Annotated in this window: 14 protein-coding genes and 1 other RNA gene; 7 read left to right on the top strand and 8 right to left on the bottom strand. The window is 49.1% G+C overall.

Going from position 1 to position 26,117, the window contains the following annotated elements:
• Positions 1-10: 10 nt before the first annotated feature.
• The 7 genes from AB7D94_RS00655 to smpB form a co-directional block, all read right to left on the bottom strand.
• Complete coding sequence (locus AB7D94_RS00655; RefSeq protein WP_420263709.1) at positions 11-595, bottom strand: hypothetical protein; 585 nt, start codon at positions 593-595, stop codon at positions 11-13.
• A 140-nt stretch (positions 596-735) separates the two neighbouring features.
• Entirely contained in the window at positions 736-1,977 is a 1,242-nt protein-coding gene (gene nrfD, locus AB7D94_RS00650) for an NrfD/PsrC family molybdoenzyme membrane anchor subunit (RefSeq protein ID WP_420263708.1), read from the bottom strand.
• A gap of 44 nt (positions 1,978-2,021) precedes the next feature.
• Complete coding sequence (locus AB7D94_RS00645) at positions 2,022-2,798, bottom strand: 4Fe-4S dicluster domain-containing protein (RefSeq protein WP_420263707.1); 777 nt, start codon at positions 2,796-2,798, stop codon at positions 2,022-2,024.
• Between the two features lie 11 nt (positions 2,799-2,809).
• Positions 2,810-3,334, bottom strand: coding sequence for a cytochrome C (locus AB7D94_RS00640; protein WP_420263705.1), 525 nt, complete (start codon positions 3,332-3,334; stop codon positions 2,810-2,812).
• 258 nt (positions 3,335-3,592) lie between these two features.
• Positions 3,593-9,976: a choice-of-anchor D domain-containing protein gene (locus AB7D94_RS00635; protein WP_420263704.1), complete on the bottom strand. Its 6,384-nt coding sequence runs from the start codon at positions 9,974-9,976 to the stop codon at positions 3,593-3,595.
• Between the two features lie 462 nt (positions 9,977-10,438).
• Positions 10,439-10,786, bottom strand: a transfer-messenger RNA (tmRNA) gene (gene ssrA / locus AB7D94_RS00630).
• Positions 10,787-10,791: 5 nt separating this feature from the next.
• Positions 10,792-11,223: an SsrA-binding protein SmpB gene (gene smpB / locus AB7D94_RS00625; protein WP_420263703.1), complete on the bottom strand. Its 432-nt coding sequence runs from the start codon at positions 11,221-11,223 to the stop codon at positions 10,792-10,794.
• 93 nt (positions 11,224-11,316) lie between these two features.
• On the opposite strand from smpB, the gene glnD reads away from it, so the two are divergent.
• The 7 genes from glnD (at position 11,317) to AB7D94_RS00590 (ending at position 25,445) form a co-directional block, all read left to right on the top strand.
• A complete protein-coding gene (glnD, locus tag AB7D94_RS00620; RefSeq protein WP_420263702.1) occupies positions 11,317-13,836 on the top strand; it encodes a [protein-PII] uridylyltransferase in 2,520 nt (839 codons plus the stop codon).
• Positions 13,818-17,759, top strand: a complete 3,942-nt coding sequence (locus AB7D94_RS00615) for a translocation/assembly module TamB domain-containing protein (protein WP_420263700.1) — start codon at positions 13,818-13,820, stop codon at positions 17,757-17,759. Before glnD ends, AB7D94_RS00615 begins: the two co-directional genes overlap by 19 nt.
• Positions 17,731-20,448: an outer membrane protein assembly factor BamA gene (bamA, locus tag AB7D94_RS00610; protein WP_420263699.1), complete on the top strand. Its 2,718-nt coding sequence runs from the start codon at positions 17,731-17,733 to the stop codon at positions 20,446-20,448. Before AB7D94_RS00615 ends, bamA begins: the two co-directional genes overlap by 29 nt.
• A 1-nt stretch (position 20,449) precedes the next feature.
• A complete protein-coding gene (locus tag AB7D94_RS00605) occupies positions 20,450-20,938 on the top strand; it encodes a hypothetical protein (protein ID WP_420263698.1) in 489 nt (162 codons plus the stop codon).
• A 425-nt stretch (positions 20,939-21,363) separates the two neighbouring features.
• On the top strand, positions 21,364-22,689 hold the full coding sequence (locus AB7D94_RS00600) for a nucleotide sugar dehydrogenase (protein ID WP_420263697.1): 1,326 nt from the start codon (positions 21,364-21,366) through the stop codon (positions 22,687-22,689).
• An 8-nt stretch (positions 22,690-22,697) separates the two neighbouring features.
• On the top strand, positions 22,698-23,504 hold the full coding sequence (locus AB7D94_RS00595; RefSeq protein ID WP_420263696.1) for a class I SAM-dependent methyltransferase: 807 nt from the start codon (positions 22,698-22,700) through the stop codon (positions 23,502-23,504).
• Between the two features lie 18 nt (positions 23,505-23,522).
• Positions 23,523-25,445 (top strand): ArnT family glycosyltransferase, encoded by a 1,923-nt coding sequence (locus tag AB7D94_RS00590; protein ID WP_420263695.1) that lies wholly within the window; start codon positions 23,523-23,525, stop codon positions 25,443-25,445.
• A 91-nt stretch (positions 25,446-25,536) separates the two neighbouring features.
• Here the strand turns inward: AB7D94_RS00590 and AB7D94_RS00585 are convergent, their stop codons facing one another.
• The gene (locus AB7D94_RS00585) at positions 25,537-26,019 is read right to left on the bottom strand and encodes a CBS domain-containing protein (protein WP_420263694.1); all 483 of its coding nucleotides are present in this window, start codon (positions 26,017-26,019) and stop codon (positions 25,537-25,539) included.
• Positions 26,020-26,117 lie beyond the last annotated feature (98 nt).

Below are 26,117 nucleotides of genomic sequence, written 5' to 3'. Positions count from 1 at the left end.
AAAATCCCTTCTACTTGTTAGTCTCGGGAATATATATCTTCTTATCTTCAATCATAACCGGCACAGAACCCTTTACTTTTGTAATGTCCAGGGGTTTGGCCGGAACCGGAAGCGGTTTTAATGGCTTAAACCTCGGAGAATGGGGATTGTGGCAGTTGACACAAAGATAATAGGTCTTTTCACCGTTGTAGTACCCTACTCTCTTGCCATGAATGCCGGTTTTCCAGTCCCTGTAAATATTTCCGTGGCATTGCCCACACAACCTGTACGAGTTCTCAAACGGGATCAGCTCCCCATTTGCAAGGTGCAGCATGTCTCTGTTTGAGATTTCATGGCAGTCCAGACACCAGCGCTGCTCCTGTGCGTGTTTTAATTGAATCTCAGTGTGAAACCCAAGCTCCCGCCTTTCCTTGTTCAGCGGCATAGACGCATGGCACGACGTACACGGGAAAATCCCCTCTGAAAAGGGCGGCTTTGTCGTAGTATACTTAGGCAGGCCAGCCTCAGCCGCCGCCAACTCTGGCAATATACAAAACACAAACATTGCTGATATGACTGCCGCTGATATGACCGCCGCCTGTAGTTTCCGTTTCATATTACAACACTCCTTCATTTACCACCCATAATAACGTTTTTGGAACCTCTGGCCAACCTCTGCCCAACCTCTGCCCAACCTCTGGCCTCTGCCAAAACTCCGGCAGGGGATTGCAACATCAACGTTCGGATTAATAGCAATTAATGCTTCGCATGGTCTTTACTACTAAGAAGCCCTTCCGTGAACCCGCAATCCTCTTCGTTGAAGACTTCGGTAAACACAGGAAGCACCCTGTTAAATATGAACAGCAGGATAAACGGCATAATCAGAAGTACCGTTATTGGGAACGGGCCTTCTTTGAATGCCTCAATGCTGTCGGGGATTATCGGAATCTTGTACGTTAAAAAGCCAGCAAAACTCCTCGACATTGACTGTCCACCGATTACCACGTCCCAACGCATCATAAATACACCTATTAACACCAGTGCCGCCGATATGAATGCCCTGAGCATCGTCAACCTCGGCAACAACAACAGGATAAGAGGCAGTATCATACCCAAGAGCCACTGAACGACTATCATCTTAATAGCAAACCGCTGAAACAACAACTCACTCATTATGCTCCATGATTCCTCGGCTGTGTAACCATGAAATATTAAATCCACACCTTCAAGCACAATTGCCGCTACCAAAAACCACAAAAGCACCTTGCACATACTCCTTATTGAAGCCCCGCATATAAAGTTTCTCTTCAGCGACATGCCCACGATGTAGGTTACTATACATCCTGCAACGCCAGAGATAATAGCCGACATCAGGAATATAAACGGCATAAGCGGCGTCTTCCAAAGGGGCACCGTTTTTACTGAACCAAAAATAAAGCCCACGTAACCGTGCAGGAGCGCCGCCGCGGGTATGCCAACCGCCGCCAGAATCTTTATTATCCTTTCGTCCGTGTGGCGCGCCTTTTCGCTTAGGTCAAAACTGCCAAGTGTCATAGCGTTATAGACAAGCCCAAGCAGACCCTTTTTCTCCTTTGCCTGCTCAATGATAAACGGCCTGAAAACGAACCATATCTCAGCCAGCACTACGGCCATGTACGACAGATAAACTATTGTAAATGCCGCAATTGCGGAGTAAAAATGCGGCGTCAGCATTAATTCCACTGAATTAAACGGCTGCGTCAGGTGCAACATCAAAGGTGAAGGGGCCATCAACAGCAACGCAAAAGAAAAAACCAGAGAAAACTTCGCTACGGGTTTTAACTCCTCCTTCCCAAAGACATGGTACATGCTCGATAACACGAACGCCCCAGCTACAAGACCCGTTATATACGGGTACACCACTATGTGTATCGTCCAGTAGATATACTCGTTTGGATACGTAAACCCTTCCTTTATAGTCCACAACGCCCCATGGGCCAGATGTGCTGCTTCCATCATTTCACCTCGCAAGTTTTATAAATTATTTTAAATTCCATTTGCCGTCAACGAACTATATCGTCCAAACCAATGTAAAACACGTGTGGTTCGTTGCCATACTCCGGCTTTAACACCATAACCCTTGACGTGTTGATAATCTTAAACACCTCGCTTGCCGGGTCGTTGAGCATCCCTATTTTTCTCACCCCGAATGCGCACGCATCCGAACAGGCAGTATTCATACCCTTCGTTATCCTGTGGTAACAAAAAGTACACTTGTCTGCTGTGTTGGTAATCGGGTGGAAAAAGCGCGCAAAATACGGACAATTGGTGATACAGTACCCGCACCCTATGCACCATTTCCTGTCAACAAGGACAACACCGTCGTCTGTCTTATATGTAGCCCCAACGGGACATACCTGCACACACGATGGTTTTTCACAATGATTGCAGAGCTTTGGAACGAAAAGCCCCTTTGCAATCTCGGCCTCATCAATGTCCTTGCCCTGCGGGTCATTCTTAGTAAAACCGTATCTTGCCCCATGTGGCGAGTCTATTATAACCTCGCCGTTTTTAAGCTGTATGTATCTCTCGACCCATGTCCTCTGGACATCGGTATCGAAAGGTATCTCGTTTTCCAATTTACAGGCCTTCACGCACATGCCGCAGCCCACGCATTTAGTCGTATCCACGACGAACGCCCAACGCTTTTTCTCGCTGTACGGACGTATCAGCGAGGCCGCCGCCTCTGGCTTGAATACCTCCAGCGCGCTTAACGGGATAACTGTGCCGCAAACGGCCAAAAGACCCATCTTTAAAAGTTCCCTTCGCGATAGATTCATTACATATCTCCTTATTTGCCTGCGGTCTTAAAACCGGCCGTGTGCACGTCATGGCACATAACACACTCTATGCCAGCGTTGTGCTTTGTCGGGTCAATCATCTTGAATGCAACCGTTCCTTTGCTTGTCGTGTAAGTTTGAGGCCTGTAGGAAAGTTCGGCATGGCACCGCTTACACAACTCGCGTGAACGTTCTATGCCTATATCCAGCAGGTAGCCAAAGTCCTCTTTCAGATTGATAGGATGGCTCTTCTTTGCCGGCTCAAACATGGCGTGGCAATTTTCACACTGTATGTTCTGATGCCCCGAATCCTTTATCTTATCGGCAAGCTCAGAATGGCATTGCTGGCAAAACTCCCTTCCCTTATGCTTAACGGGAAAATCCTTCCAAAACTGCTCACTGGCCAAACGATGCCACTGATACTTGTAATCCCCGTTTTTTGCGGTAAAGTCGGATGGAACAAATATAACCCGCACAACCAAAAGCGATACTACTACAGCTAATACTACGAACACTGGTCTCCATGCATGACTCATTTCATCGCACCTCGCTCATTTCATAGCACCTCATCGCACCTTTTTTTATAAAATTATGTTCATAATGTAAAACTCACGCTATTATAATACTTGCCCTATGCGATGTCAATGACTTTTTAGGCCGGACAAAAAAAAATTATTGCCCGTGTGGCCGGATTGTTGAATATTGCGGAGGCGGCAAGACTGCAAATATGTTCTGGCCTGATTTGATACACAGGAGCCGCCCCCCAACATGGGCTGGCGGCTCCTGTGCAATTATTAGCGCGGTCCTGCTATATGCCAGTCAGTATCGGAAAGCGTTGGCAGCACTTTTATGCTCTTTATTGTTATGCCGTTCATAAACCATATAACGTTGTACCCGTAGTTGGTTTTGTTTCTCCAGAGTATGTCCGGTTTGCCGTCGCCATCAAGGTCTGCCGTGCCTGCTATCTCCCAGTTGGTGTCAGCAACCGTAAGCGCTGCCAGCAAACCGGTTGAGGTTACCGTTGTCCCGCTCATGTACCAGTAGGCGATGCTGCCGGTCTGCTGATTTCTCCATAATATGGTCGTTGAGTTGTCACCCTTGAAGTCACCCGTGCCTGCTATTACCCAGTTTGTGTCTGTAACCGTGGGTATAGCCGTCTCAGTTTGGGCAGTGGTGCCGCTCATGTGCCACACGGCGTTTGCGCCGGTTGCGGTATTTCTCCACAGTATATCAGTGTTGCCGGTACCGCTGAAATTCCCTGTCCCCGCAATCGTCCAGTTTGTGTCGGTTACTGAGGGCAGCAACTCTGCCGATGTTGCATATCCATTGGTCATATGCCATACGGCATTGGCACCGGAGGTTTGGTGTCTCCATAGCAGGTCGGTTTCAACGCCGCTTCCGAAATTCCCTACGCCGACTAATTGCCAATTGAGTTCGGCAACAGTTGGCAAACTTGACGCGAGGCTCTGGGGGGCGTAAAGTCCGGCGGTTCTCCATAGAGAGTTTTCACCCGTAGAGTAATTTCTCCAAACAATGTCTGCCCTGCCGTCTCCAAAGAAGTCACCCTTGACAACCGGCGTAGTCACAGGCGCAGGCGTCGGTGTCGGCGTGGGGGTGGGGGTAGGCGTTGGTGTAGGAGTAGGAGTTGGTGTAGGCGTCGGCGTTGGTGTAGGCGTCGGCGTTGGTGTAGGCGTCGGCGTTGGTGTAGGCGTCGGCGTTGGTGTAGGAGTAGGCGTTGGAGTAGGCGTTGCGCCTGTGCCGCTTAACGTTATACTCGTAATGGCCGCGTTTGAGTTAATCTGCAGAGTGGTTGATTTCGCACCCGCCGATGTTGGTGAAAATGTAACGCCTATGGTGCAGCTAACACCTGGTGCCAGCACAGGCTGAATGGTCGAACATGTGAGGGCAGAGATTGTAAACATCCCTGTATCTCCCCCTGTAGTCGCTTCTGAGGTAACAACGACAATGCCTGAGCTTCCGGTGTTGGATATCGTAAATGTATTAACCGAAGATACACTTCCTACTTGCACCGCACCAAAATCAGATGTTGCGGGGCTTACGGATATGAATGGTGTAACACTGCCGCCACCCTGGTTTCCACCGCCACCGCCGCCGTTGTTGTTGTTAGGAGCGACATATCCGTAAGTCACAGGGTCCTTGATGTTGCCAACGCCAAGGTTGTTATCGCCTACCCCTCCTGAAACTAAATACAGGGTTGCCATCGGCACAGTCGTTCCATTACTGGTGGTTGTGCCTATGGTACCGCAGCCGGTGGACTGGGTTAGAACAGTGCCGCTTGGGTAGTGCAAAGTGCCGGCAGCGTAGTAAGAGCTGGTGAGAGTTGCTCCGCAGGTGAAGTCAAACCATGCGCTGTTACCATCTTGTTTGATTACCTTATTTACTGACGTTCCCGCAGGCAGAAGCATTACAACCGTGTTTACGCCCGCCGTAGCGCCATTAAGCTCAAAGGCCATCGAGCCTAAAGGGAGATAGTTGTTAGACGTGATGCCCAAAGTGCTCAAATCAGATGTAGTTGGCGCAGAGACACTCTGGACATTCGAAAATGTCTGGCTGGTATTAGTGGCCGCCATTGTCACATAGGTTTTCTGCCCGTTCGTATTGGTCGTTGTCATAGCCGATACGTTAGGCTTTGAAGCATCTGTAGTGCCGCCAAATAACGCACAGGTGGCGCAGTAGTTCGGGTCGTCTCCCGCAGGGCCGTATGTGCTGTTTGCCGGTTGACCGTCTACATTGCCATTTCGCGATGCCGCCGACTGGAATGTTGCGATGACAGTTTTATTGCCCGTACCACCCGTCAATATACACTGTGCGTTAGTTCCCATGCAGTCGCCGCTCCAGCCGACAAAAGTTGCGTCGCCGGCAACGAGATTCGGCGCGTCCGCGGCCGCGGCAGTCAACGTAATTGACGTACTCATGTCTATACCATCCTGAGAACACGCCGCCCCGCCGGTATGAGTACAGCCGGAGATAGTGCCTGTGCTGCTGACAGTGCCATTTTGGTTTGTACTGCTGTCAACAACTATGACCTTCACATCATAACCTGAAAAGCCCGTTTGTGCCTGGATAGGCGTCTGTACAATGGTTCCGCTGTCGCCTACCGCTATAAATGTCCCATAATCAGCCGCGTATGTTACCGCGTTGAGATTATTGGAGCTGATAGCGCTCACAGTCCATGTTTCGGCGTCAGGCGAGATAACCAATGTTCCGCTAGCGCCTACTGCCACGAATGTGTCGTCTGCGAATGTGACATCGTATATGGCATTACTTGTGTTTGAGGTCGCACCTGACCAGTTCACACCGTCTGACGACGTCTTTAATAATCCCTGGTCTCCAACAGCCACAAATGTACCATAAGATGTGTCGGAGAGGGCAGAACCAAAGGTTCCATAGGTTACACCCCAAAAGGTGGATGGAGATGGAGTTTCACTGCCTCCTGATGTAACGGGACGGTCTATATTATAGCCAGGTCCCCACCATGTTCCATTGTCTGAGGCTTTCAGCTTAGTTGCTCCTGACCCTACTGAAACCCAAAGGCCCATCGTGTATGCTGAACTATAGAGGGTGGCTGATACGTTGCTGTAGGATAATGTGTCTGACGGCCACACCCTCCATGTTATGCCGTCCACCGATTTCAGGATTGTTCCATTAGCGCCGGTGGCGATAAACATGTTGTTGTTGTATGTTACGCTATAAAGGGCTTGTGTCGTGTTTGGCGTTTGAGACGTCCACGTGGCACCGTCTGTTGAGGTAAGTATCACAGGAGTGCCGGACGCGGCTGAATGTAGTGCTCTGGGAGCATCGTCATTATGAACCACGCCTCCTCCTACGGCTACGAATTTAGCGTCGCCATAGGCCACACCCGTTAGTGTCATTGAAGTGCCGGATACAGCCGTCGTCCACGATTGCCCGCCGTTTGAGGAGATAAGAATAGTTCCGCTGTCGCCCACAACAACGGTAGTGTTCTGAGTAGAGCCGTTAACTACGAGTCCCCCGTATGCTATAGCGTTAAAGTTTATGCCTGTTGCACCGGCAGGTACGGTTCCTGAGCTCCAGTTGCTGGTTGCTTGTGTAAACGCTGCCGTTACCACACAATCCGCCGTAACGTTATCTATTGTGTAAACATTTCCGGTACCTAACGTGCCATGTGTTGCACAGTTATCGCTTACGTTTGTCGAAAGAAGTGTATATCTTTTGTCTGTTGGCGTAAAGGTTATGGTCGCTGAGCCGCCAAGCACGACGGGTTGAGACTCTGGAGCAGCGATGCCGCTTCCTGAAATTGATGTTGATACCAGTGCGGTACCGGCTTGCCTTCCCGTGCCGGTCATCGTTGTCAGTGACGGCGACGAGGCATCGTTTGACGCTATTCGCAGACTTGTAGTTTTAGCCCCCAATGACGTCGGCGAAAAGGTTACCTGTATAGTACAACTGCCGCTGGCCGCTATCGTTGGCGTCAAAGTCGCACATGTGCCGGTTGCGACGCTGAACATGGCCGCGTCGTTGCCGCTTGCGGCTATGGAGGATATGGCAAGGCTTGCGTTTCCTGTGTTGGATATTGTCACCGTCTGAGCAGCAGATGAACTTCCCACCGTCACAGAGCCAAAGCCGTTTATCGCGCTTACGCCTATTACCGCCGCTGTCCCCGTGCCGGTCATCGCTGTTAGCGACGGTGAGGAGGCATCGTTTGACGCTATGCGCAGGCTGGTTGTTTTAGCCCCCGACGACGTCGGTGAAAAGGTTACCTTCACCGTACAACTACTGCTTGCCTCTAGTGTTGGCGCCAGACTTGCACACGTGCCGGTGGTGACGCTAAACATCGCCGCGTCGTTTCCATTTGCAGCTATGGTGGATGATACGACAAGGTTCGCGTTTCCTGTGTTCGATATGGTTACTGTCTGGGCCGTAGATGAGCCTCCTACGGCAACATTGCCAAAGCTGTTTATCGTGCTTACACCTATTACCGCCGCTGTCCCCGTACCGGTCATCGTTGTTAGCGACGGCGAGGACGCGTCGTTTGACGCTATGCGCAGATTTGTTGTCTTAGCCCCCGACGACGTCGGTGAAAAGGTTACCTTCACCGTACAACTACTGCTTGCCTCTAGTGTTGGCGCCAGACTTGCACACGTGCCGGTGGTGACGCTAAACATCGCCGCGTCGTTTCCATTTGCAGCTATGGTGGATGATACGACAAGGTTCGCGTTTCCTGTGTTCGATATGGTTACCGTCTGAGCGGTAGATGAACTTCCCACCGCCACATTGCCAAAGCCGTTTATCGCGCTTACGCCTATTACCGCCGCTGTCCCCGTGCCGGCCATCGTTGTCAGTGACGGTGAGGAGGCGTCGTTTGACGCTATGCGCAGATTTGTTGTCTTAGCCCCAGACGACGTCGGTGAAAAGGTTACCTTCACCGTGCAACTACTGCTTGCCTCTAGTGTTGGCGTCAGACTTGCACACGTGCCGGTTGCAACGCTGAACATCGCCGCGTCGTTTCCATTTGCCGCTATGGATGATACGACAAGGTTCGCGTTTCCTGTGTTCGATATGGTCACCGTCTGGGCAGTAGATGAGCTTCCTACGGCAACATTGCCAAAACCGTTTATCGCGCTTACTCCTATTACCGCCGCTGTCCCCGTGCCGGTCATCGCTGTTAGCGACGGCGAGGAGGCGTCGTTTGACGCTATGCGCAGATTTGTTGTCTTAGCACCAGATGATGTCGGCGTAAAGGTTACCTGTATCGTACAACTGCTGCTTGCCTCTATTGTTGGAGTTAGACTTGTGCAATGCCCTTCCGCGCTGCCGGTCGCAACGCTGAACATCGCCGCGTCGTTTCCATTTGCCGCTATGGATGATACGACAAGGTTCGCGTTTCCTGTGTTCGATATGGTCACCGTCTGGGCAGTAGATGAGCTTCCTACGGCAACATTGCCAAAACCGTTTATCGCGCTTACTCCTATTACCGCCGCTGTCCCCGTGCCGGTCATCGCTGTTAGCGACGGCGAGGAGGCGTCGTTTGACGCTATGCGCAGATTTGTTGTCTTAGCACCAGATGATGTCGGCGAAAAGGTTACCTGTATCGTGCAACTGCCGCTTGCCTCTATTGTTGGAGTTAGACTTGTGCAATGCCCTTCCGCGCTGCCGGTTGCAACACTGAACATGGCGGCGTCGTTTCCATTTGCCGCTATGGTGGATGATACGACAAGGTTCGCGTTTCCTGTGTTTGATATTGTCACCGTCTGCGCCGTAGATGAGCTCCCTACGGCCACATTGCCAAAACCGTTTATCGTGCTTACCCCTATGGATGGGGCAGGTATTGACGAATCCACTGCTACCCCAAAAGGTTCGATCAGGCCATTACTGATGGTATAGGTTACTGCAGGATTATTTGTGTTTACCGGATATATCTTAACACTGCCTGCTGCGTCTGCCACATAAACATAGCTTGCATCCACCGCTACCCCAACAGGTTCATTCAGGCCACTACTGATGGTGTAGGTTGCTGCAGGATTATTTGTGTTTTTCGGATATATCTTCACACTGCTACTGCCTATGTCTGCCACATAAACATAGCTTGCATCCACCGCTACCCCAACAGGTTCACTCAGGCCATTACTGATGGTATAGGTTGCTGCAGGATTGTTTGTGTTTACCGGATATATCTTAACACTGCCTGCTGCGTCTGCCACATAAACATAGCTTGCATCCACGGCTACCCCAATAGGATCAGTCAGGCCATTACTGATGGTATAGGTTGCTGCAGGATTATTTGTGTTTTTCGGGTATTCGTAAACGGTCCTGGTGCCTTGGTCTGCCACATAAACATAGCTTGCATCCACGGCTACCCCAAAAGGCGCTGACAAGCCGCTGATGGTATACGTTGCTGCAGGATTGTTTGTGTTTTTCGGATATATCTTAACATCGCCATTACCTGGGCCTGTCACATAAACATAGTTTGCATCCACGGCTATCCCCTCAGGTACGCTCAGGCCATTACTGATGGTATAGGTTGCTGTAGGATTATTTGTGTTTACCGGATATATCTTAACACTGTTACTGCCCACATCTGCCACATAAACAGCGGCATCTGCCAAAGGTGAAATAAACAACATTACTAAAAAAACGACAGCTAATATAGGAGTTATTGAGTTTTTTAGGCTATACACAGTCAACCTCCTTTAAAAATGTTATCGTGGTAAGAAAATATTTTGATGCAAATAAACCCTTCAAGCCAATACCACTAGCCAAACTACGATATGTTTTCATAAACCCTCCTTAAGGCCGACTCTGCAACAATACGAAACGAGCTATCGCGTGATATAATAAGATTCAGTTCCCAACTCACCTCTACAGCATTGCCTTCAATGTTACCCTCCAGCCGCGATGGTGTAACCATTTCCATCACGGACTACTATATCTAAATAGGACTGACATTGTCAAGTATTATTTTCAACTGTTATGGATTTTCTTTATACACCTATTAAGATACATGGAATCCTCATCAGTCAATGACTATAGTCACAAGGCACAAATAATAACTAATAATCATGAATAATCATGGACAGTTTGATGACCGTTTCTTGAGGCAGTGTGGCAATCTAACTCATTGTTTTATAAAGATATATTCATGGTGGAGGCGGCGGGAGTCGAACCCGCGTCCGAAAGCACTACCCTCAAATCACTACATGTTTAGCCGGCCTATTTGACTACTTCGGGTTCCGGCCGCCAGCCAGCAGGCCCTCCTTCACCCAATCCCCTGTATCTTACACTGAATGCCGGGGCATTCCCTCAGTGCCAGCCTGCTTTATTACGCCCTTACCCGATAGCAGGTTTTTCAGGCAGGACGTCGCGCTTTGTTTAAGCGGCGAGTGCTAATTCGTTATTGGCGTTTAAATTGTTTCCCGCATTTTTACGTGGTTGCGGAGCCACGACATGCGACCTGAGTCTCATAACCCCCGTCGAATCCATTCGCCCCCATGTGCTACTGCCTTCTCATCTCTCTTTCCATCTCTCGCTCCTTTATACTCTCCCGTTTATCGTGCTGCTTCTTGCCCTTTGACAATCCTATTTCAACCTTTATATGCGCACCCTTTAAATATAGTTTCAGCGCTATCATCGTATAACCAAGCTGGCGCGCCTTGCCCCAGTACTTTCTGATCTCCTTCTTGTGCAGCAACAGCTTCCGCGTCCTTGATGGGTCGTGATTCATTATATTGCCATGGCTGTACGGACTGATATGGCAATTTATTAAAAACGCCTCCTCATCTTTTATTACTACATAGCTGTCCTTTAAGTTGGCCCTGCCCTCCTTTATCGCCTTTACCTCCGTACCCTTCAGGCTGAGGCCCCCTTCCACCGTCTCTTCTATAAAATAGTCATGGTACGCCTTCTTATTCTGTGCCAATATCTTCATGCATTATAATAGCATATCAGGCATACCATTAGTATCAGGCATAACGCGGTGAAAAGTCAACTGCCGATAAAGAGGCTGTTGTGGTAAAATGTGGTGTTAAAATACTATTATTATACTGTGGAAACGGCCTCTGAGATTCGCCTGACAGATGCTATGGCAGGTCTGCTTGCTGACGGTTTTACCGGACGCTCTATTGTGCGCTGGCACGCTGAGCAGATAGACGCCGTGGTAAGGGCGGCGCTGCCTGTGGGATTTGACGGCCACAACACGGCCGTGTTCGCCATTGGCGGCTATGGCAGGTGCGAGCTTGCGCCCTTTTCGGACGTTGACCTCATGTTTGTCATAAACGACAGAGGCGATACCCGGTATGTGGAGGCAATTTACTACAAGCTCCTCGATAGCGCCCTGCACCTAAGCCACAGCGTACGCACGATTGACGAGTGCATTGATGAGCTTAAAAAAGACGTAATCACAAGGACATCCCTTCTTGACGCGCGTTTTTTGGCCGGCAGCCGGACAATCCTCAAACAATACCGCGAAAAAGTGCAACCAGAGGTGTTCATCAGGGGACACAGGGATTTTTTCGTTGCAAGACTCAAGGAAAACCATAAGAGAATTACAAAATTCGGCAAATCGGTATACATGCTGCAGCCAAATATAAAGGAATCAGACGGCGGCCTCAGAGACGTTCACGAGGCCATGTGGCTTTCAAAGATCGCCCTGCACCTGAATTGCTTTGAGGACATGTCAAAAATCCTGCCCCCTGAGGACTACAAAAAACTCTTTAAATCGTATGACTTCTTGCTCAGGCTGAGAACGGCACTCCATATTGTCAGCGGCGCGGCCAATGATGTACTGTCATTTGAGCTGCAAAGTGCCGCGGCACGGGCGCTGGGGATAGCCGCGTCTAAGTATTTTCGCCCATCTGAGAGGCTCATGCGGTTTTACTACCTGAGGGCAAAGGCCGTCAGGGAAATCACGGCCAGAGTGAGAAACATCGCCGGGTCGGCCTATGTCAGAGTACCGCGCAAGTTCACTGTCGCCAAAATAAACGAGACATTCTCCTTGTCGCAAAACAGGATTATGATAAACTCCACCCTTGCCCTGGAAAAAGAACCCTGCCTGATTCTCGACGCATATCGTATGCGCGGCAGCTCCGGCAAAGATTTTACAGGGTTCTTACGGGACTTCATCAGGAGACACCTCTTCTTAATCAATAAAAAAACACGCTCATCCCCACGGGCGGTAAGCGCCTTTATGGACATACTAAAGGGCAACCGTGTCTTCACCGTCCTGAGGGCCATGCACGACGACGGCGTTTTAGACAGGTTTATCCCTGAGTTTGGGCATCTGCGCTCATTAGTCGTTTATGAATATTATCACGTCTATACAGTGGATGAACACACGTTGTTTACTATCAGGGCACTGGAGGCACTTGCCAAAGACCCCGACACCCTGTTAGGCATGACATATCATAATTACCGGCAAAAGCACATCCTTTATCTGTCACTCCTGTTTCACGACCTTGGAAAGTACAGGGGCGCTATGCACTCGGCCCAGGGCTATAAGCTCATAAAACCCATCATGGAGAGATTCAACTTAGGCAAGGACGAAAGAGACGATGTCCAGTACCTCGTCAGACACCACCTGCTGATGTCCCGCACCGCCTTCAACTCAGATATCGAAGACCCTGATGTGATTGCCTCTTTTTCTGATTCGATTAAGAATGAGCGCCTCTTAAATGCCATTTTTCTTATCACCTATGCCGATATGTCGGCGGTCAATCCTGATTTTTTCACCGACTGGAAAAAAAGCCTGCTTGCCAGCCTTTATGAGAGGACACTTAGATTCATGCGCGGCATCAAAGAAGACACTGACCGGTATATCAACGCATATCTGGACGAGAAAAAAGACCTCACCTCACCACAACTGGCCGCCGAGAAAATGGCAATCACAGGGTTTATCGGCTGCCTTCCTGAGCGCTATCTGGCCTCTGGCACTCCGCAGATGGTTGTAAAGGAATTCGCCCTATTTCTCGATTTCAAGCAATCAGGATGCGCGATTTCCCTGGAGAAACACAGGGACGACACGCTAGGCATAACCATTGTCGCCGCCGACAGGCCAGGACTTCTGTCCGGCATTGTCGGCGTCCTGTCATCAAGGATGTTTAACATCGTGTCATTGAGGACATTTAATAGCCTCGATACCGGCTTTATCATAGACAGAATCGAGTTATCAAACGTGAGCGCCCTGTGGTGGGACGGCCTTGAGCAACTGCTCAAAGAAGAGATAACCGCAGTGGCTATGGGCAAAAAAACCCCCGCTATCAGACAATATCCCACGAAGAAAAGCATATTTAGGCCTATGCTGGAGGTGGATAACGAGTCTAAGGTGCAATATACGATATTTGAGATAATGGCCGCGGACAGGGTCGGCCTCCTCTATGACATAACGCGCATATTCGCAAATAACTCGCTCAATATACTCCTGGCCAGAGTAACCACCGAGTCAGACCTTGCACATGACGTCTTTTATGTGTTAAACGGCCACCAGAAACCACAGTTCGATACGATAATGGCAGTGATGGCGGGGCTATGGCAAACCTTGAACTGAGAAAAAAATACCTGAAGTTTGTCCTTATTCTGGCCGTTATTTACGGGGCCATCCTCTCTGCCCACTACTATGGCTCGCGCTACGCGAAGGAGGCCATGAGCGTCGAACTGAAAAAACTCTTTGGTGACAGTGTGGCCATAGACTCACTGCAAATAAGCATATTCCCCCTCCAGGGCAGTATAAACGGCCTGTCCATCAAAGACGAACAGGGAAACCAGATAATAAAATTGAAGTCGGCAAGGGCCTACCTGAGGATACTTCCACTTATTTTTAAGCGCATCACCATACAAAAATTCTATGTGGACACACTGTATATAGATGCCGACAGCACACAGATAGACATGTTGATGAGAAAACTCAAAAAGGACGACAAATCGGGGGAATCCCCTTCAACTATCGAAATAGTATCCCTTGACATAAAAAGAAGCTCTGTCAAATTCAGAGATAAAGGGCGAGACTACAGCCTATCCCTTGCGGATATAAAAGGGCAGCTCACCACGCGTGAAATATGGGCGAAGCTCAGCGACATAGATTTTGACTCCAACGCCCTGAAACATGACCCGGCCATTAAGCCGCACATCAACTCCATTACGTTTAAGGCGGTCAGTACCCCCTCATCACTGCCCTCCGATTCCTATAATATCAATCTTCTTTCTATAATGGCCGATGGTGCTGAGATAAGGGCAAAGGGGGGGTTAAAGGGCGGTAAAATAGAACTCTTCACAAAGGCCAACATAAAAATAGACTACCTGAAGCGGGTCTTAGGCCTGAAGGAATCGGGGGTGGGTGATATAAAACTCTCCGGTGTGCTTGGCTACGACGGCAAAGAGCCAAACATGGACGTCTCGGTGGAAGGGAAAATCCCTGTCGAAACCCTGCTTGAACTCATAGGAGAGAAAGAGCCTATCTTCGGCGAAACGGCTTTTAAGGCGAAGGTCTCCGGCACATTGAAGACCCTGAAGGCAACTGGCCAGGCGCTTATGGCCAGGGGCGGTTTTTATGGGGTTGCGGTTGACACACTTTCGTGCGGCATCCTCTACGAAGATTTTAAACTTAAGTTTCACGATGGAAAGGCCACACTTTACAACGGCAAGGCAACGCGCGCGGAGGTGGTACTGAATATGCCCAAAGTAACCCACTTCACGCTGGATGTGGATGTCGAGGACATTGACAGCCAACCGGTGTTTAAACTGATAGAATGGGACCCGGGCGTCTCAGCGGGCAAGGTCTCTGGCAACATAAAATCAGCAGGGCGGCTATTCGACCCCGACGCGTCCTTTAAATACGTCCGGCTCAAAGACGCTAAGGCCACGTCGGCATTAAATATTGTAGAGCGTATAGACGAAATCACAGGCAGCGTCTCCGTGCGCGGCGATAATGTAACAATTCATGAGGCCAATATAAGAACCCCTCTCTCAGAGGGCAAAATTACCGGTACGCTAGACACAAAGACAGATGTCATAAACATGAGGGCAACTGTCAGGACAAGCGAAGCCGCCGATTTGCTGAGGCCATACAGCGAAGACCTTCACGGCACGGGCACATACGAGGGCGATATAAGGGGAACAGGCAAAAACCCGTTGATAACCGGCACTGTGGACTTGTCAAACGGCAACCTTTTTGGCATCGGCTTTGTCCACTCCAAATCCGCGCTAAGATATGTAAAAGAACGCCTCACAATTGAAAATGGCGCCGCCTCGTTAAACACCGGCACCTGTACCTATGACGGTACGGCCACAATAAAAGACGCGAAACATATATTCGACTTCAACAATCCGGCCCTTGCCATCTCAATAAGCGCAAAAGATATTGCTATTAAGGACATGGCAACAAAGCATCCGGCCGCAGCAGAGGCAGAGGGCATCATAAACACGTCGTTTAAGATAACCGGCACTCCACAGAGGCTGAGATTTGACGGAAGTTTGGATATCCCCGCTCTGACGGCGTTTAAGGCCAATATGGGGAGGCTTACGTCTTTGTTTACATACGAGGCTGATGTGATAAAGTTGGAAAATCTTACCGTTGCAAAGGGCGGCTCCAGCTTATCGGCGGACATGTCAATCTCAAAAAAAGGGAGGCCGTGGCATGATATTAAGGCCTTTACATATAATGTGAAGTCGCGGGGATGCGCTCTAAACATAAAAGACACCCCGGCTGCCGACTATGCCGTTGACGGGGCCTTGTCGTGTACTTTTAGCGGCGAGGGCAGTCTGAACTCTCCATCGCTCACATTTAGTGCGGCCTCAAAGGATTTAAGGGCAAAGGGTTTAAATATCGGGGCAACCGCCGTAAATGGCACCATGCGCAAAAACGCAATAGAGCTATCTGGCAACATATTTGACGGTAAGGTAGCCGCGCGGGGCAGACTGTCCCTGTCAAAGGCAATGCCGTGGTCTGCTGATGTTGAGATGAAACGTGGTAACTACGAGTTTCTGGCGTCTGGTTTTATGAAGGAAATCCCCCCGGAACTAAAACTCTATGCGGAGGGAAAGGCCGCGCTGTCCGGTACGCGGCACTCCATCACCGGCACTATGAATATGCCCCTGTTTAATCTATCCGCCGGTGAATTCACCTTTAGCAACACCGCCCCCGTGGGGCTTTCCATCGCAGACAGGGCAATAACATTTAACTCCTTCGCACTGAAAAGCGGCCCTGCTAAATTCACTATCACAGGCGGCCTTGTAATTGGCCGGAGTTATAATCTCAGGCTTGAAGGCTCTCCGAAATTAAAATTCTTTCAGGGTGTTTCAGAAAAAATCGCCCACCTCAACGGCGACGCCTCTATTTCGGTATCTCTCCTCGGAGATTGGAAAACGCCTCAGATAAGTGGAGAAACCGATATAAAGGACGGTTCAATCGGCTTTAAAAACGCCAAATATTTTATCAACGAGATAAACGGCAAGCTGATATTTGACAGCAACAAGATGGTCGTAAGCGGTCTCACAGGAAGGGTCGGCGGGGGAACATTCACCGGTAACGGGGCTGTGAATCTGAACGGTTTTCACATCAAACAGTTCTATCTTGATGGAAAACTAAAAGACATGCCCTTCACAGACTCCGATGGGTTTAAGCTGAAATACGAGGGCGACGTGGTATATAGGGGAACGGCGGACAGGCAAATCCTCTCAGGTACCATAGTGGTTGACATGGCCAAATACACAAAGGGCATAACGTGGCAGGACCTGATATTCGGCAGCCGGCCAGGGCAGTCTGCAAGCGGCGCGTTTAAGGACACACAGTTGAATTTGTCAATAAAGGGAGATAAGAACATCCTGATAGATAACAACATCGCCGAGACCGGCCTCAAGCTCGACGTAATTCTCAGGGGGACGCTGTCACAGCCGCTGATTTACGGCAGGGTTACAGCCGAGGGGGGAAAGGTGCGCTTTATGAACAGGGAGTTCGACATAATCAACGGCAACCTCGACTTTCCCGGCACCTCTGATATTAATCCATACCTGAACGTTATGGCGGAAACTACAATGAAAGGCTATAATATAAGGATGTTCCTTGATGGGCAGTTGAAACGATTCAATCTGACAATGACCTCTGAGCCGAAACTCAAAGAGGCGGACATCTTAAAACTCTTCGCCGGGCCGGACGGCGGCAGCACCGCGGCGGCAAGCATCATTACCGGCAAGTATCAGAACATTGTCGAGGAGAGAATCAGGGCACTCACCGGGCTTAACCGCTTTGAAGTGACATCCTCTACATCTGAGGACAAATCAACAGTCACACCGCAGGTAACTATATCCAAAAAATTCCTCAACAACAAACTCAACGTACTTCTAACCAGCGGCACGACCAAAGGTGAGGTCATAAAGCTCGAATATAAGCTAAACTCAAACACATCGCTCGTTGGCGAAAGAAGCGATATAGGGAGCCTTGGCGCTGATGTCAAGTTCAGATTCACATTTAAGTAGACTATCATACGCCCTGCGCGCGCTGCTCAGCGTGATGGCCATGATATACCTTCTGATGCCACGTCAACTGGAGGCGGAGGCCATCTCTAAGATAACCATAACCGGCCTTAGCCGCATCACGGAGAGGGAATTCCTCTACATGTTCGGAATAAGGGAGGGTGGTGAGGCAGACAATGACTCCATCGCCAAAGGGATAAAGACGGCCTTCTTAAAGGGCTGTTTTAACGACATCAGGGTTTATTCCTCCGGTGGCGGTGCTCTTAACATAGAGGTAGTTGAGCGGCCTTTTGTGGAGGCCATCAAGGTGGACGCCACAGGGCCGATAAGCCCCCGAAAGCTCAAAGATATGTTCGGCCTGAGGGAAGACACCGAGTACAACGAGGCCATCACAGAAAAGGCGGTGGCCGCCCTCAAAGGGACACTCGCAAAAAAAGGACTCCCATATGCCAAAATAAAGACAGATTCGCTCAAAGGCAAAACACCGGCGGGGGTAATAATCCACCTGACAGTTGACGAGGGGCAACCGTTGATTATCAAACACCTCGCCATTAATTCCCCGAATAATAATACAGAGGCCGAAGTGAAAGACATCCTGAGCATACGGGAGGGCGATATCTATGACAAGGATTCCATTGACGCGCTGATTGAGAAGGCAAAAGACACAATGATAAAAAACCTCCTCTATTTCAATCCGGTTGTCTCTGAAGACGTCTATGACGAGGCCACAGGTACTCTTACAATAAACGTAGACCCGGGAAAGAAACTCGCATTGTCCTTTAAGGGTAACAATAAAATCTCCAGTGATGCGCTGAAAAAGGAAATGCCGTTTGTCGAATATGGGAGCGTCAACGAAGACACAATAGACGAGGCCGCCGCCTCAATAGAGGCCTTGTACCATAAAAGCGGCTTTATCAACGTCAAAATAGAATACAAAATAAATGATAAACCCGGCGAAACAGACTTAGTATTTTTAATAACTGAGGGTGAGGCGTTTACTATTGCCGATATAGTTTTTTCGGGCACTACGGTAAAGCCAGAAAAACTGTTTGAGGCAATGGTGTCAAAAAAAGACTCCCCATATAATCCCGACACAGACGAAGACGACGAGGACGCCCTTGTTGGGTGCCTCCAGAGTGAGGGCTACAGCGCTGCATCTGTAAGAACCTTTAAACCTGAGATTAACGACGCTAAAAAAACGGCCACACTCAACATAGAAATCGAAGAAGGCAGCCGTCTTATCATAAAGGAAGTCAAGGTAGCAGGAAACATTGAGATAGCAGATGATAAAATCCTCGCCGCCGCTGACATAAAGCCCGGCAGGGCATACGTGGAGGCCGAGATATTTAACGCCCGCCAGACAGCCCTTACGTATATAACCCAGCAAGGCTATGCCGACGCCGACATAAAAATCGAACGGCAGGGCGCTCCAGAGACCACTGTAATCTTGAATATCAGCGAAGGGAAGAGATATCTCTTTGGCGATACAATCATAAGGGGAAACACGAGGACAAAATGGGAGGTATTCAGACGCGTGTTAAAACACAAACGGGGCGAACCGCTCAACATGGCCGTCGTCTATGGCGAGATGAGGGAATTATACAAGACCTCGCTGTTTACAAGCGTAAATATCTCGGCGGTAAACACAGGTGAAGGGGTGAAAGACATTGTATTTGAGGTAAAGGAGGCGGACGCCGGCACGATAGACTACGGGCTTGGCTACAGTGACTACGAAGGAATCAGGGGGTTTTTCGAGGTCAAGTACATAAACCTTCAGGGGATGGACCGCCAGATTGCCTTCAAGGCGAGGTTAAGCGAGCAATCAAGGAGGGTGTCGTTGACGTATGATGAGCCGTGGTTTTTGGGCAATACGCTGCCCTTTAACGCTACGTTGTTGTATGAAAGGAAGGAACAGCGAAATCTTGACTCAAAGACAGTGCTCTACCGCACAGAAAAATACTCCTCATCGGTGGGCGTAGGAAATAATTTTACTGAAAAACTCAAGGGTATGTTGTCATACGAGTTTTCGTTTACGAATACATGGGACGTCCAGCCCGACGCGGTACTGACAAACGAGGACACAGGGACACTGGTAATCAGCGGCATCGTGCCTTCACTGATATACGACGGCAGGGACAATCCCTTTAATCCCACAAGCGGCATTCTGGCAGGGACAACGCTCAAAGTGGCAAGCAAGTTCTTCTTGTCGCAGGCGAACTTCGCGAAACTCTCCGGCTATGTAAACTACTACGAGGGACTGTCCAAGGGCCTGGTACTGGCACTGTCTCTGAGGAGCGGCATAGGGCAGGGATGGTCAAACACAGAGGATATGCCCCTTATTGAGAGATTTTTCCTTGGCGGAAGCACAACGGTGCGCGGCTACAGCCAGGACAACCTTGGCCCAAAAGGCAGCAGCGGCGACCCCACAGGGGGAAACGCCTATCTCATGGGCAATGCGGAGCTGCGCATCACAATAATAGATAATCTGGGGCTGGTGACGTTTCTTGACAGCGGCGACGTATGGTCAAAAATCAATGAATACTCCCTGAGCGGCCTGAAATACACCACCGGACTGGGGTTGAGGTACATGACTGCGGCTGGGCCAATACGCCTTGACTATGGATATAAACTCAACAGGGGCCAAAACGAGGGAACGGGCAGATTTTATTTCAGCATAGGGCAGGCATTCTGATATGAAAAAGACATTTCTTATATCTATCATTCTTACTGTCACTGTTTTTTCGGGCATTGGGGAGGCGGAGCTGATTGACCACGTCTGCGCCTTTGTGGATAACGACGCCATCACCTTGTCAGAATTGACGAAGAGTTATAACGAGACAAGGGCAAAGATAGAAACGGTTACAAAAGAAGAGGTTCTTAACACGATGATAAACCGCATCCTGCTGAAACGGGCGGCGCTATCTATGAAAATCATAGGCACGGATGAAGATAGGATAATCGCCGAGTACATTGATTTAAAGGTTCGCTCCTACGTGATCATTAAAGAGGAGGACATAGAGAATTTTTACAACAAAAACAAGAAGGAATTTGTCGGCGCCGACATATCGGACGTAAAGGCGGACATCGAAAAACTCCTCACAGAACAGGAGGTAAACACGAGGCTGGCCGCCCTGCTTTCGGAATTAAGAAAACAGGCGTATGTGAAAATCCAGCTTGAATAAATTTACCCTGATTATGGTAAAATACATCATTAGGCACTGCCTGAGAGGCCTTATTTCTAATACAAACCGATGAGATACGAGGGAATATGCATCAAAAATATGATATAACGCTAAAAGACATTGTGAAAGATATTCCCAAAGTATTCCTGAAACTGCTTACCGGATATGAGTCTTAGGAATACCTTAGGGATATCTTTCAGTGTAATATCGTATTTTTATGCATATTCCCCCATTTTTCACAGATGTTTACAATTCTTAAATCCTTTCAGCAAACACAGAATAGCTTCCATGGGTATTCTACTATAATCAGGGCTAATTTGTTTTACCTGTCGGGACATCAGGAGTGCCTTGCATTAGTATCTGTGAGATGGTATAATCAACTGTGTACAAAAAGATACTTGCTGAAGGGGGCTAAAGGAGGATGAATGGCTCGTCCTGTTGAATTAGACGAATTAATCGGGAAGATTCAAAGTAAGACCGCCGTGGTTGGTGTTATCGGGCTTGGGTATGTCGGCATTCCACTGGTGGTTGAGTTTTGCAGGGCCGGGTTTCATTGCATCGGCTTTGATATAGACGACATAAGGGTCAACGCCCTCTGCGATGGCAGGAGCTATATAAAACATATTGACGAGGCGAAGATTAAGGCGTGTCTGCCGCTGTTTACTCCAACGACAGATTTTTCCAGACTCTCCGGCGTGGATTGTATCGTCATATGCGTGCCCACACCGCTTGGCCGCCACCACGAGCCGGATTTATCTTACGTATTAAATACCACAAGGACAATTGCCAAATACCTTTGCAGGGGAAAACTCGTAGTCCTCGAATCTACCACATATCCCGGTACTACCGACGAGGAGATGAGGCCAATACTTGAGGCCGCAGGACTAAAGGCCGGTGAGGATTTTTATCTTGCCTTCTCTCCTGAGCGTGAAGACCCGAACAACAAGGACTACTCGACCCCGACAATCCCTAAAGTCGTCGGCGGCTATACGCCCGGCTGTCTTGCCGCGGCGCAGGCGCTCTATGATTCCATAGTCGTCAGAACCATACCCGTATCTTCCACCAGGGTGGCTGAGGCCACAAAACTCCTTGAGAACATTTACAGGTCAGTTAATATAGCCCTCGTAAACGAGCTGAAGGTGCTCTTTGATAAGATGGGAATAGATGTATGGGAGGTAATTGAGGCTGCCAAGACAAAACCGTTTGGATATCAGCCGTTTTATCCCGGACCGGGTCTCGGTGGGCACTGCATCCCTATTGACCCATTTTACCTTGAATGGAAGGCACGGGAGTATGAGGTATCCACCAAGTTTATCAATCTCGCCGGTGAAATAAATACCTCCATGCCCCACTACGTCATCCAAAAAGCCATAGACGCCCTCAGCGAAAGAGGCAAAAGCATCAACGGCGCTACGATTCTCATACTCGGTCTGTCGTATAAAAAAGACCTTGACGACATAAGGGAATCACCGTCGCTTAAACTATTCGATATTCTGCAGAAAAAAGGCGCCATTGTGGATTATAACGACCCATATATTCCCGAAATGCCAAAGACAAGGAAGTACAGCTTTAAGAAGGCCTCAGTAGCGCTCACAGCGGAGAACCTTAGTCATTACGACTGTGTCTTAATCTCCACCGACCACTCGGCCTATGACCCTGAGTTCATCGCGTCAAACTCCCTGATGGTTGTTGATACGAGAAATCTTATAAAGGATTCTCATAAATATAAAGGTAAGATTATAAAGGCATAGACATTCTCATGCAGGAAGCGCCGATTAAAGACATTCTGATTGCAAACACCCCCGCCGCGCTCAGGCCCTTTATCGCGATGATGGACTTTATATCCGCCACAAATTGCTGGTGCGGTGGCGTACTTGAATACTGGACGCCGGAGTTTGAGCTTTATCTTCAGTGCGCAAGCTGCGGGTGTAAGTCGGTGCGATTCAGGCCAACCAATGAGAGCCTCGGCAGGTTTTACTCATCGGCCTACTGGTACGAATATCAACAAGTACACAAGTGTCCTACCGTTGATGAGCGATTTGAAGGGGATATGCTTGATAGAATCCCTCATTATATGAATTGGCTCAGGGGGTTATATCCGCCCCCGTGTAAGGTCATTGAAATCGGCTGCGGCAATGGCCGTCTGCTGTTTGAGCTTAAGCAGGCCGGTTATGACTGCACCGGCGTTGAGATGGACGAAAGGCTTGCCGCCCTTGTGACAAAAAAAACCGGAGTGCCGGTTCACCACGGGTCTTTCCCCGCTTCAAACGACCCTATTTACGATTTAATCGTCGTCATAGATGTACTTGAACACGCACCCGGGCAAATAGATTTCGTCCGAAACGTCAGGTCAAGACTGTCCTCCACTGGCAAGGTACTCGTACATTGTCCGGTTTTGGATACGCTTGAGGCCTCTGTCCAGTTCAGGTACATGTTCAATCCCCTTTCGCACCTGTGGATTCATAACAGCACATCATTCAACAAACTTTGGCTGGACGCCGGTTTAATGGCCGTTAAGGCAGGGGAACTGTTTAATATGCCAGTATATGCTATTAGCAGGCAATAATCAGGGCGGTCTCAGGCGATGTATTTAAGTGTCGCGTTTCTGAGTTTTTTCTTTACGTTTTTAATATTCTATAAAGGGCTTCACAAGTTCGGCGACCATCATTGCGCCCGCGCGTCTTTCATGGCGGCCTCCACCGTATGGGGATTTCTCTTAATCATATCAACGGAGATACTGAGTCTTTTGGGGGCATTGTCTTTTGGGCCGCTCGTCACGTTTTGGGGGATAGCCGCGGCCGGGGCATGTCTCATATATACCTCCTTACGCATCTTCAGGCCTGAGCCAATAGCGTTTAAAACAGCACCCAAACTAAGCGGCTTTGAGGTTGTCCTATTGTCGTATATCGCCTTTATTTTTGCGGCAACCGCTGTGATTGCCCTTATTGGCGCGCCTAACAATTGGGATTCCATGACATATCACCTGCCGCGGGTAATGCACTGGATTGGCAATCGCGGCGTTTCTCATTATCCAACCAATATAACGTTTCAGTTGTATATCAATCCGGGGGCTGAGTTCGCGCTTGCTCATTTCATCATACTCGGTGGTGGTGATAGAGCCGCCAATTTTGTGCAGTGGTTGAGCATGGCGGGAAGTGTGATGGGGGTGTCTTTGATTGCGGGAAGGTTTGGTGCGGACAGAAGGGGGCAGCTTATCGCCGCTGCCCTTGCGGGGTCTGTCCCTATGGGGATTTTGCAGTCCACATCCACGCAAAACGACTATGCGGCGGCGTTTTGGCTTGTGAGTTTTGTGTACTACGCGCTCCTCTTAATGGACACCCCAAAAAAGGCAACCGCCCTTGCCGCGGGCATATCGCTTGGGATTGCCGTCTTAGTGAAATCAACCGCGTATCTGTATGCCTTTCCGGTACTCTTGTGGTGTGGGTATGTGTTAATAAAAAAATCCCGCGCGCGGGCGTGGCTTCCTGTTTTTATTATACTGTCATTAGCGCTTATGCTTAACATCGGGCACTATGTCCGAAATTTATCGTTATATAACCATCCCATAGCGCCCGAAATCTATAGGGACAAGACCACGATAAGGGGTTTTGTTTCGCTGCCGCTTGTGATTTCCAATGCGATAAAAAACGCTGGCCTGCACATGGGCACTCCATCAGACGGCATTAACAAGGCCACCACAGGGGCTATACAGCGAGTGCATGAACTCATGCGCGTTGACATCAGGGACATTCGCACCACATCTCACCGCCTCCCGTTTGATATTCAATTCACCTTTAACGAGGACAGCGCGGGGAATTTTATCCATTTTTGGCTGATAATAATATGCGCGGCGGTGTTTTTTATCAGGAGGCGATATAGGAACGCCCCGGGGATGGCAATTTACGCGGTCTCTTTAGTGGCCGGCTTTGTACTGATGTGTCTGTTTATAAAATGGCAACCGTGGAACAGCCGCTATCACCTTGCGTTATTTGTGCTATGGACACCGTTTATTGCCACCTTTCTCAACTCCAATATAAACAGCAAGGCCATAATAAACGCGGCCATCGCCGTCGTCCTGTTGTCAGGGCTGCCGTGGGTCTTTCTCAACGAACGCCGCCCGCTTATTGGCAAAGACAACATATTCGCTACCGACAGGGCCTCGCAATATTTTATAAGCCGTCCGGATATCAAAGCATCCTATACCGGGGCCGCCTCGATAATCCAATCAAAGGGCTGTACTAACATTGGCCTGTCACTGCCAAATGACGACACATGGGAATATCCCCTTTGGATTTTACTGAACAGGCCGACTGCTAAGGCGCGCATAGAGCACGTCAACGTAAGAAACGCCTCCGCCCGTTATAGCACACAATACCCGTTTAATAACTTTGTCCCATGCGCGGTCATATCGCTGAGGCCGGAGGAGCGTGCAGGGTTCGTATTAAAAAATTTTGAATACGTAAAGGAATGGGAAAGCGGCCCGGTCATGGTACTATTTAAGCGATAGCCGCCGGAGGGTCTGATACGCCCCGTAGCCTCATACCATGTTTCAACAATACAAGTAACAATTTTTAATAGCTTCCCCGCGTTTTCCATGTTCAGGCATTTTTGACATCCTTCCATCTCATCTTTGAAATCGCCTTAATAATATCTTTTTCCCCGATAGTGCCGACCAATTGGCCGCCTTTAAGGACAGGCAGGTGGTGAATCTTTTTCTCTGCCATTATGTCGGCAATCTCATGTATTGACGCTTCCTCAGTTACTGTGGTTATATCCCGTGTGCATATGTCTTTAACGGTGGAAGCCGCCATTTTTGCAATTTCATGTTTGAAATGTAATTCGCTCTCCATAGGAATAAAGGCGTCGAATATCCTGATAACTGTCGGTATGTGGAACGATGTCTCCAGGTGAATCAGGTCATTTGTAGTCACAACCCCATAGAGCGAGCCGTCTCCTGCTATAACCGGCACGCCGGATATATCTTTTTCAATAAAAAGCCTGCCAAGCTCCTCAACCGTCGTCTCCGGCGTAACTGTCACGGCTTCCCTGTTCATTATATCTATTGCTTTGATTTCCCTCATTTCCGCACCTCGTCCTTTACTTATACTATAACAGAGGGCAGGGAATTATTACAAATTGAGCTGAAACAACTCAGGGCAATCGCATTAGAAATTGCCCC

It is taken from the genome of Candidatus Magnetominusculus dajiuhuensis (assembly GCF_046044395.1).
Taxonomy (GTDB): Bacteria; Nitrospirota; Thermodesulfovibrionia; order Thermodesulfovibrionales; family Magnetobacteriaceae; genus Magnetominusculus; species Magnetominusculus dajiuhuensis.
This window is presented reverse-complemented; position numbering and strand designations above follow the sequence as displayed.

Bases quoted from the DNA above. Each gene is read 5' to 3' on its own strand.
- AB7D94_RS00655 (WP_420263709.1), bottom strand. From the start codon at position 595: ATGAAACGGAAACTACAGGCGGCGGTCATATCAGCGGCAGTCATATCA.
- nrfD (WP_420263708.1), bottom strand. From the start codon at position 1,977: ATGATGGAAGCAGCACATCTGGCCCATGGGGCGTTGTGGACTATAAAG.
- AB7D94_RS00645 (WP_420263707.1), bottom strand. From the start codon at position 2,798: ATGAATCTATCGCGAAGGGAACTTTTAAAGATGGGTCTTTTGGCCGTT.
- AB7D94_RS00640 (WP_420263705.1), bottom strand. From the start codon at position 3,334: ATGAGTCATGCATGGAGACCAGTGTTCGTAGTATTAGCTGTAGTAGTA.
- smpB (WP_420263703.1), bottom strand. From the start codon at position 11,223: ATGAAGATATTGGCACAGAATAAGAAGGCGTACCATGACTATTTTATA.
- AB7D94_RS00615 (WP_420263700.1), top strand. From the start codon at position 13,818: ATGGCAAACCTTGAACTGAGAAAAAAATACCTGAAGTTTGTCCTTATT.
- bamA (WP_420263699.1), top strand. From the start codon at position 17,731: ATGTCAAGTTCAGATTCACATTTAAGTAGACTATCATACGCCCTGCGC.
- AB7D94_RS00605 (WP_420263698.1), top strand. From the start codon at position 20,450: ATGAAAAAGACATTTCTTATATCTATCATTCTTACTGTCACTGTTTTT.
- AB7D94_RS00600 (WP_420263697.1), top strand. From the start codon at position 21,364: ATGGCTCGTCCTGTTGAATTAGACGAATTAATCGGGAAGATTCAAAGT.
- AB7D94_RS00595 (WP_420263696.1), top strand. From the start codon at position 22,698: ATGCAGGAAGCGCCGATTAAAGACATTCTGATTGCAAACACCCCCGCC.
- AB7D94_RS00590 (WP_420263695.1), top strand. From the start codon at position 23,523: ATGTATTTAAGTGTCGCGTTTCTGAGTTTTTTCTTTACGTTTTTAATA.
- AB7D94_RS00585 (WP_420263694.1), bottom strand. From the start codon at position 26,019: ATGAGGGAAATCAAAGCAATAGATATAATGAACAGGGAAGCCGTGACA.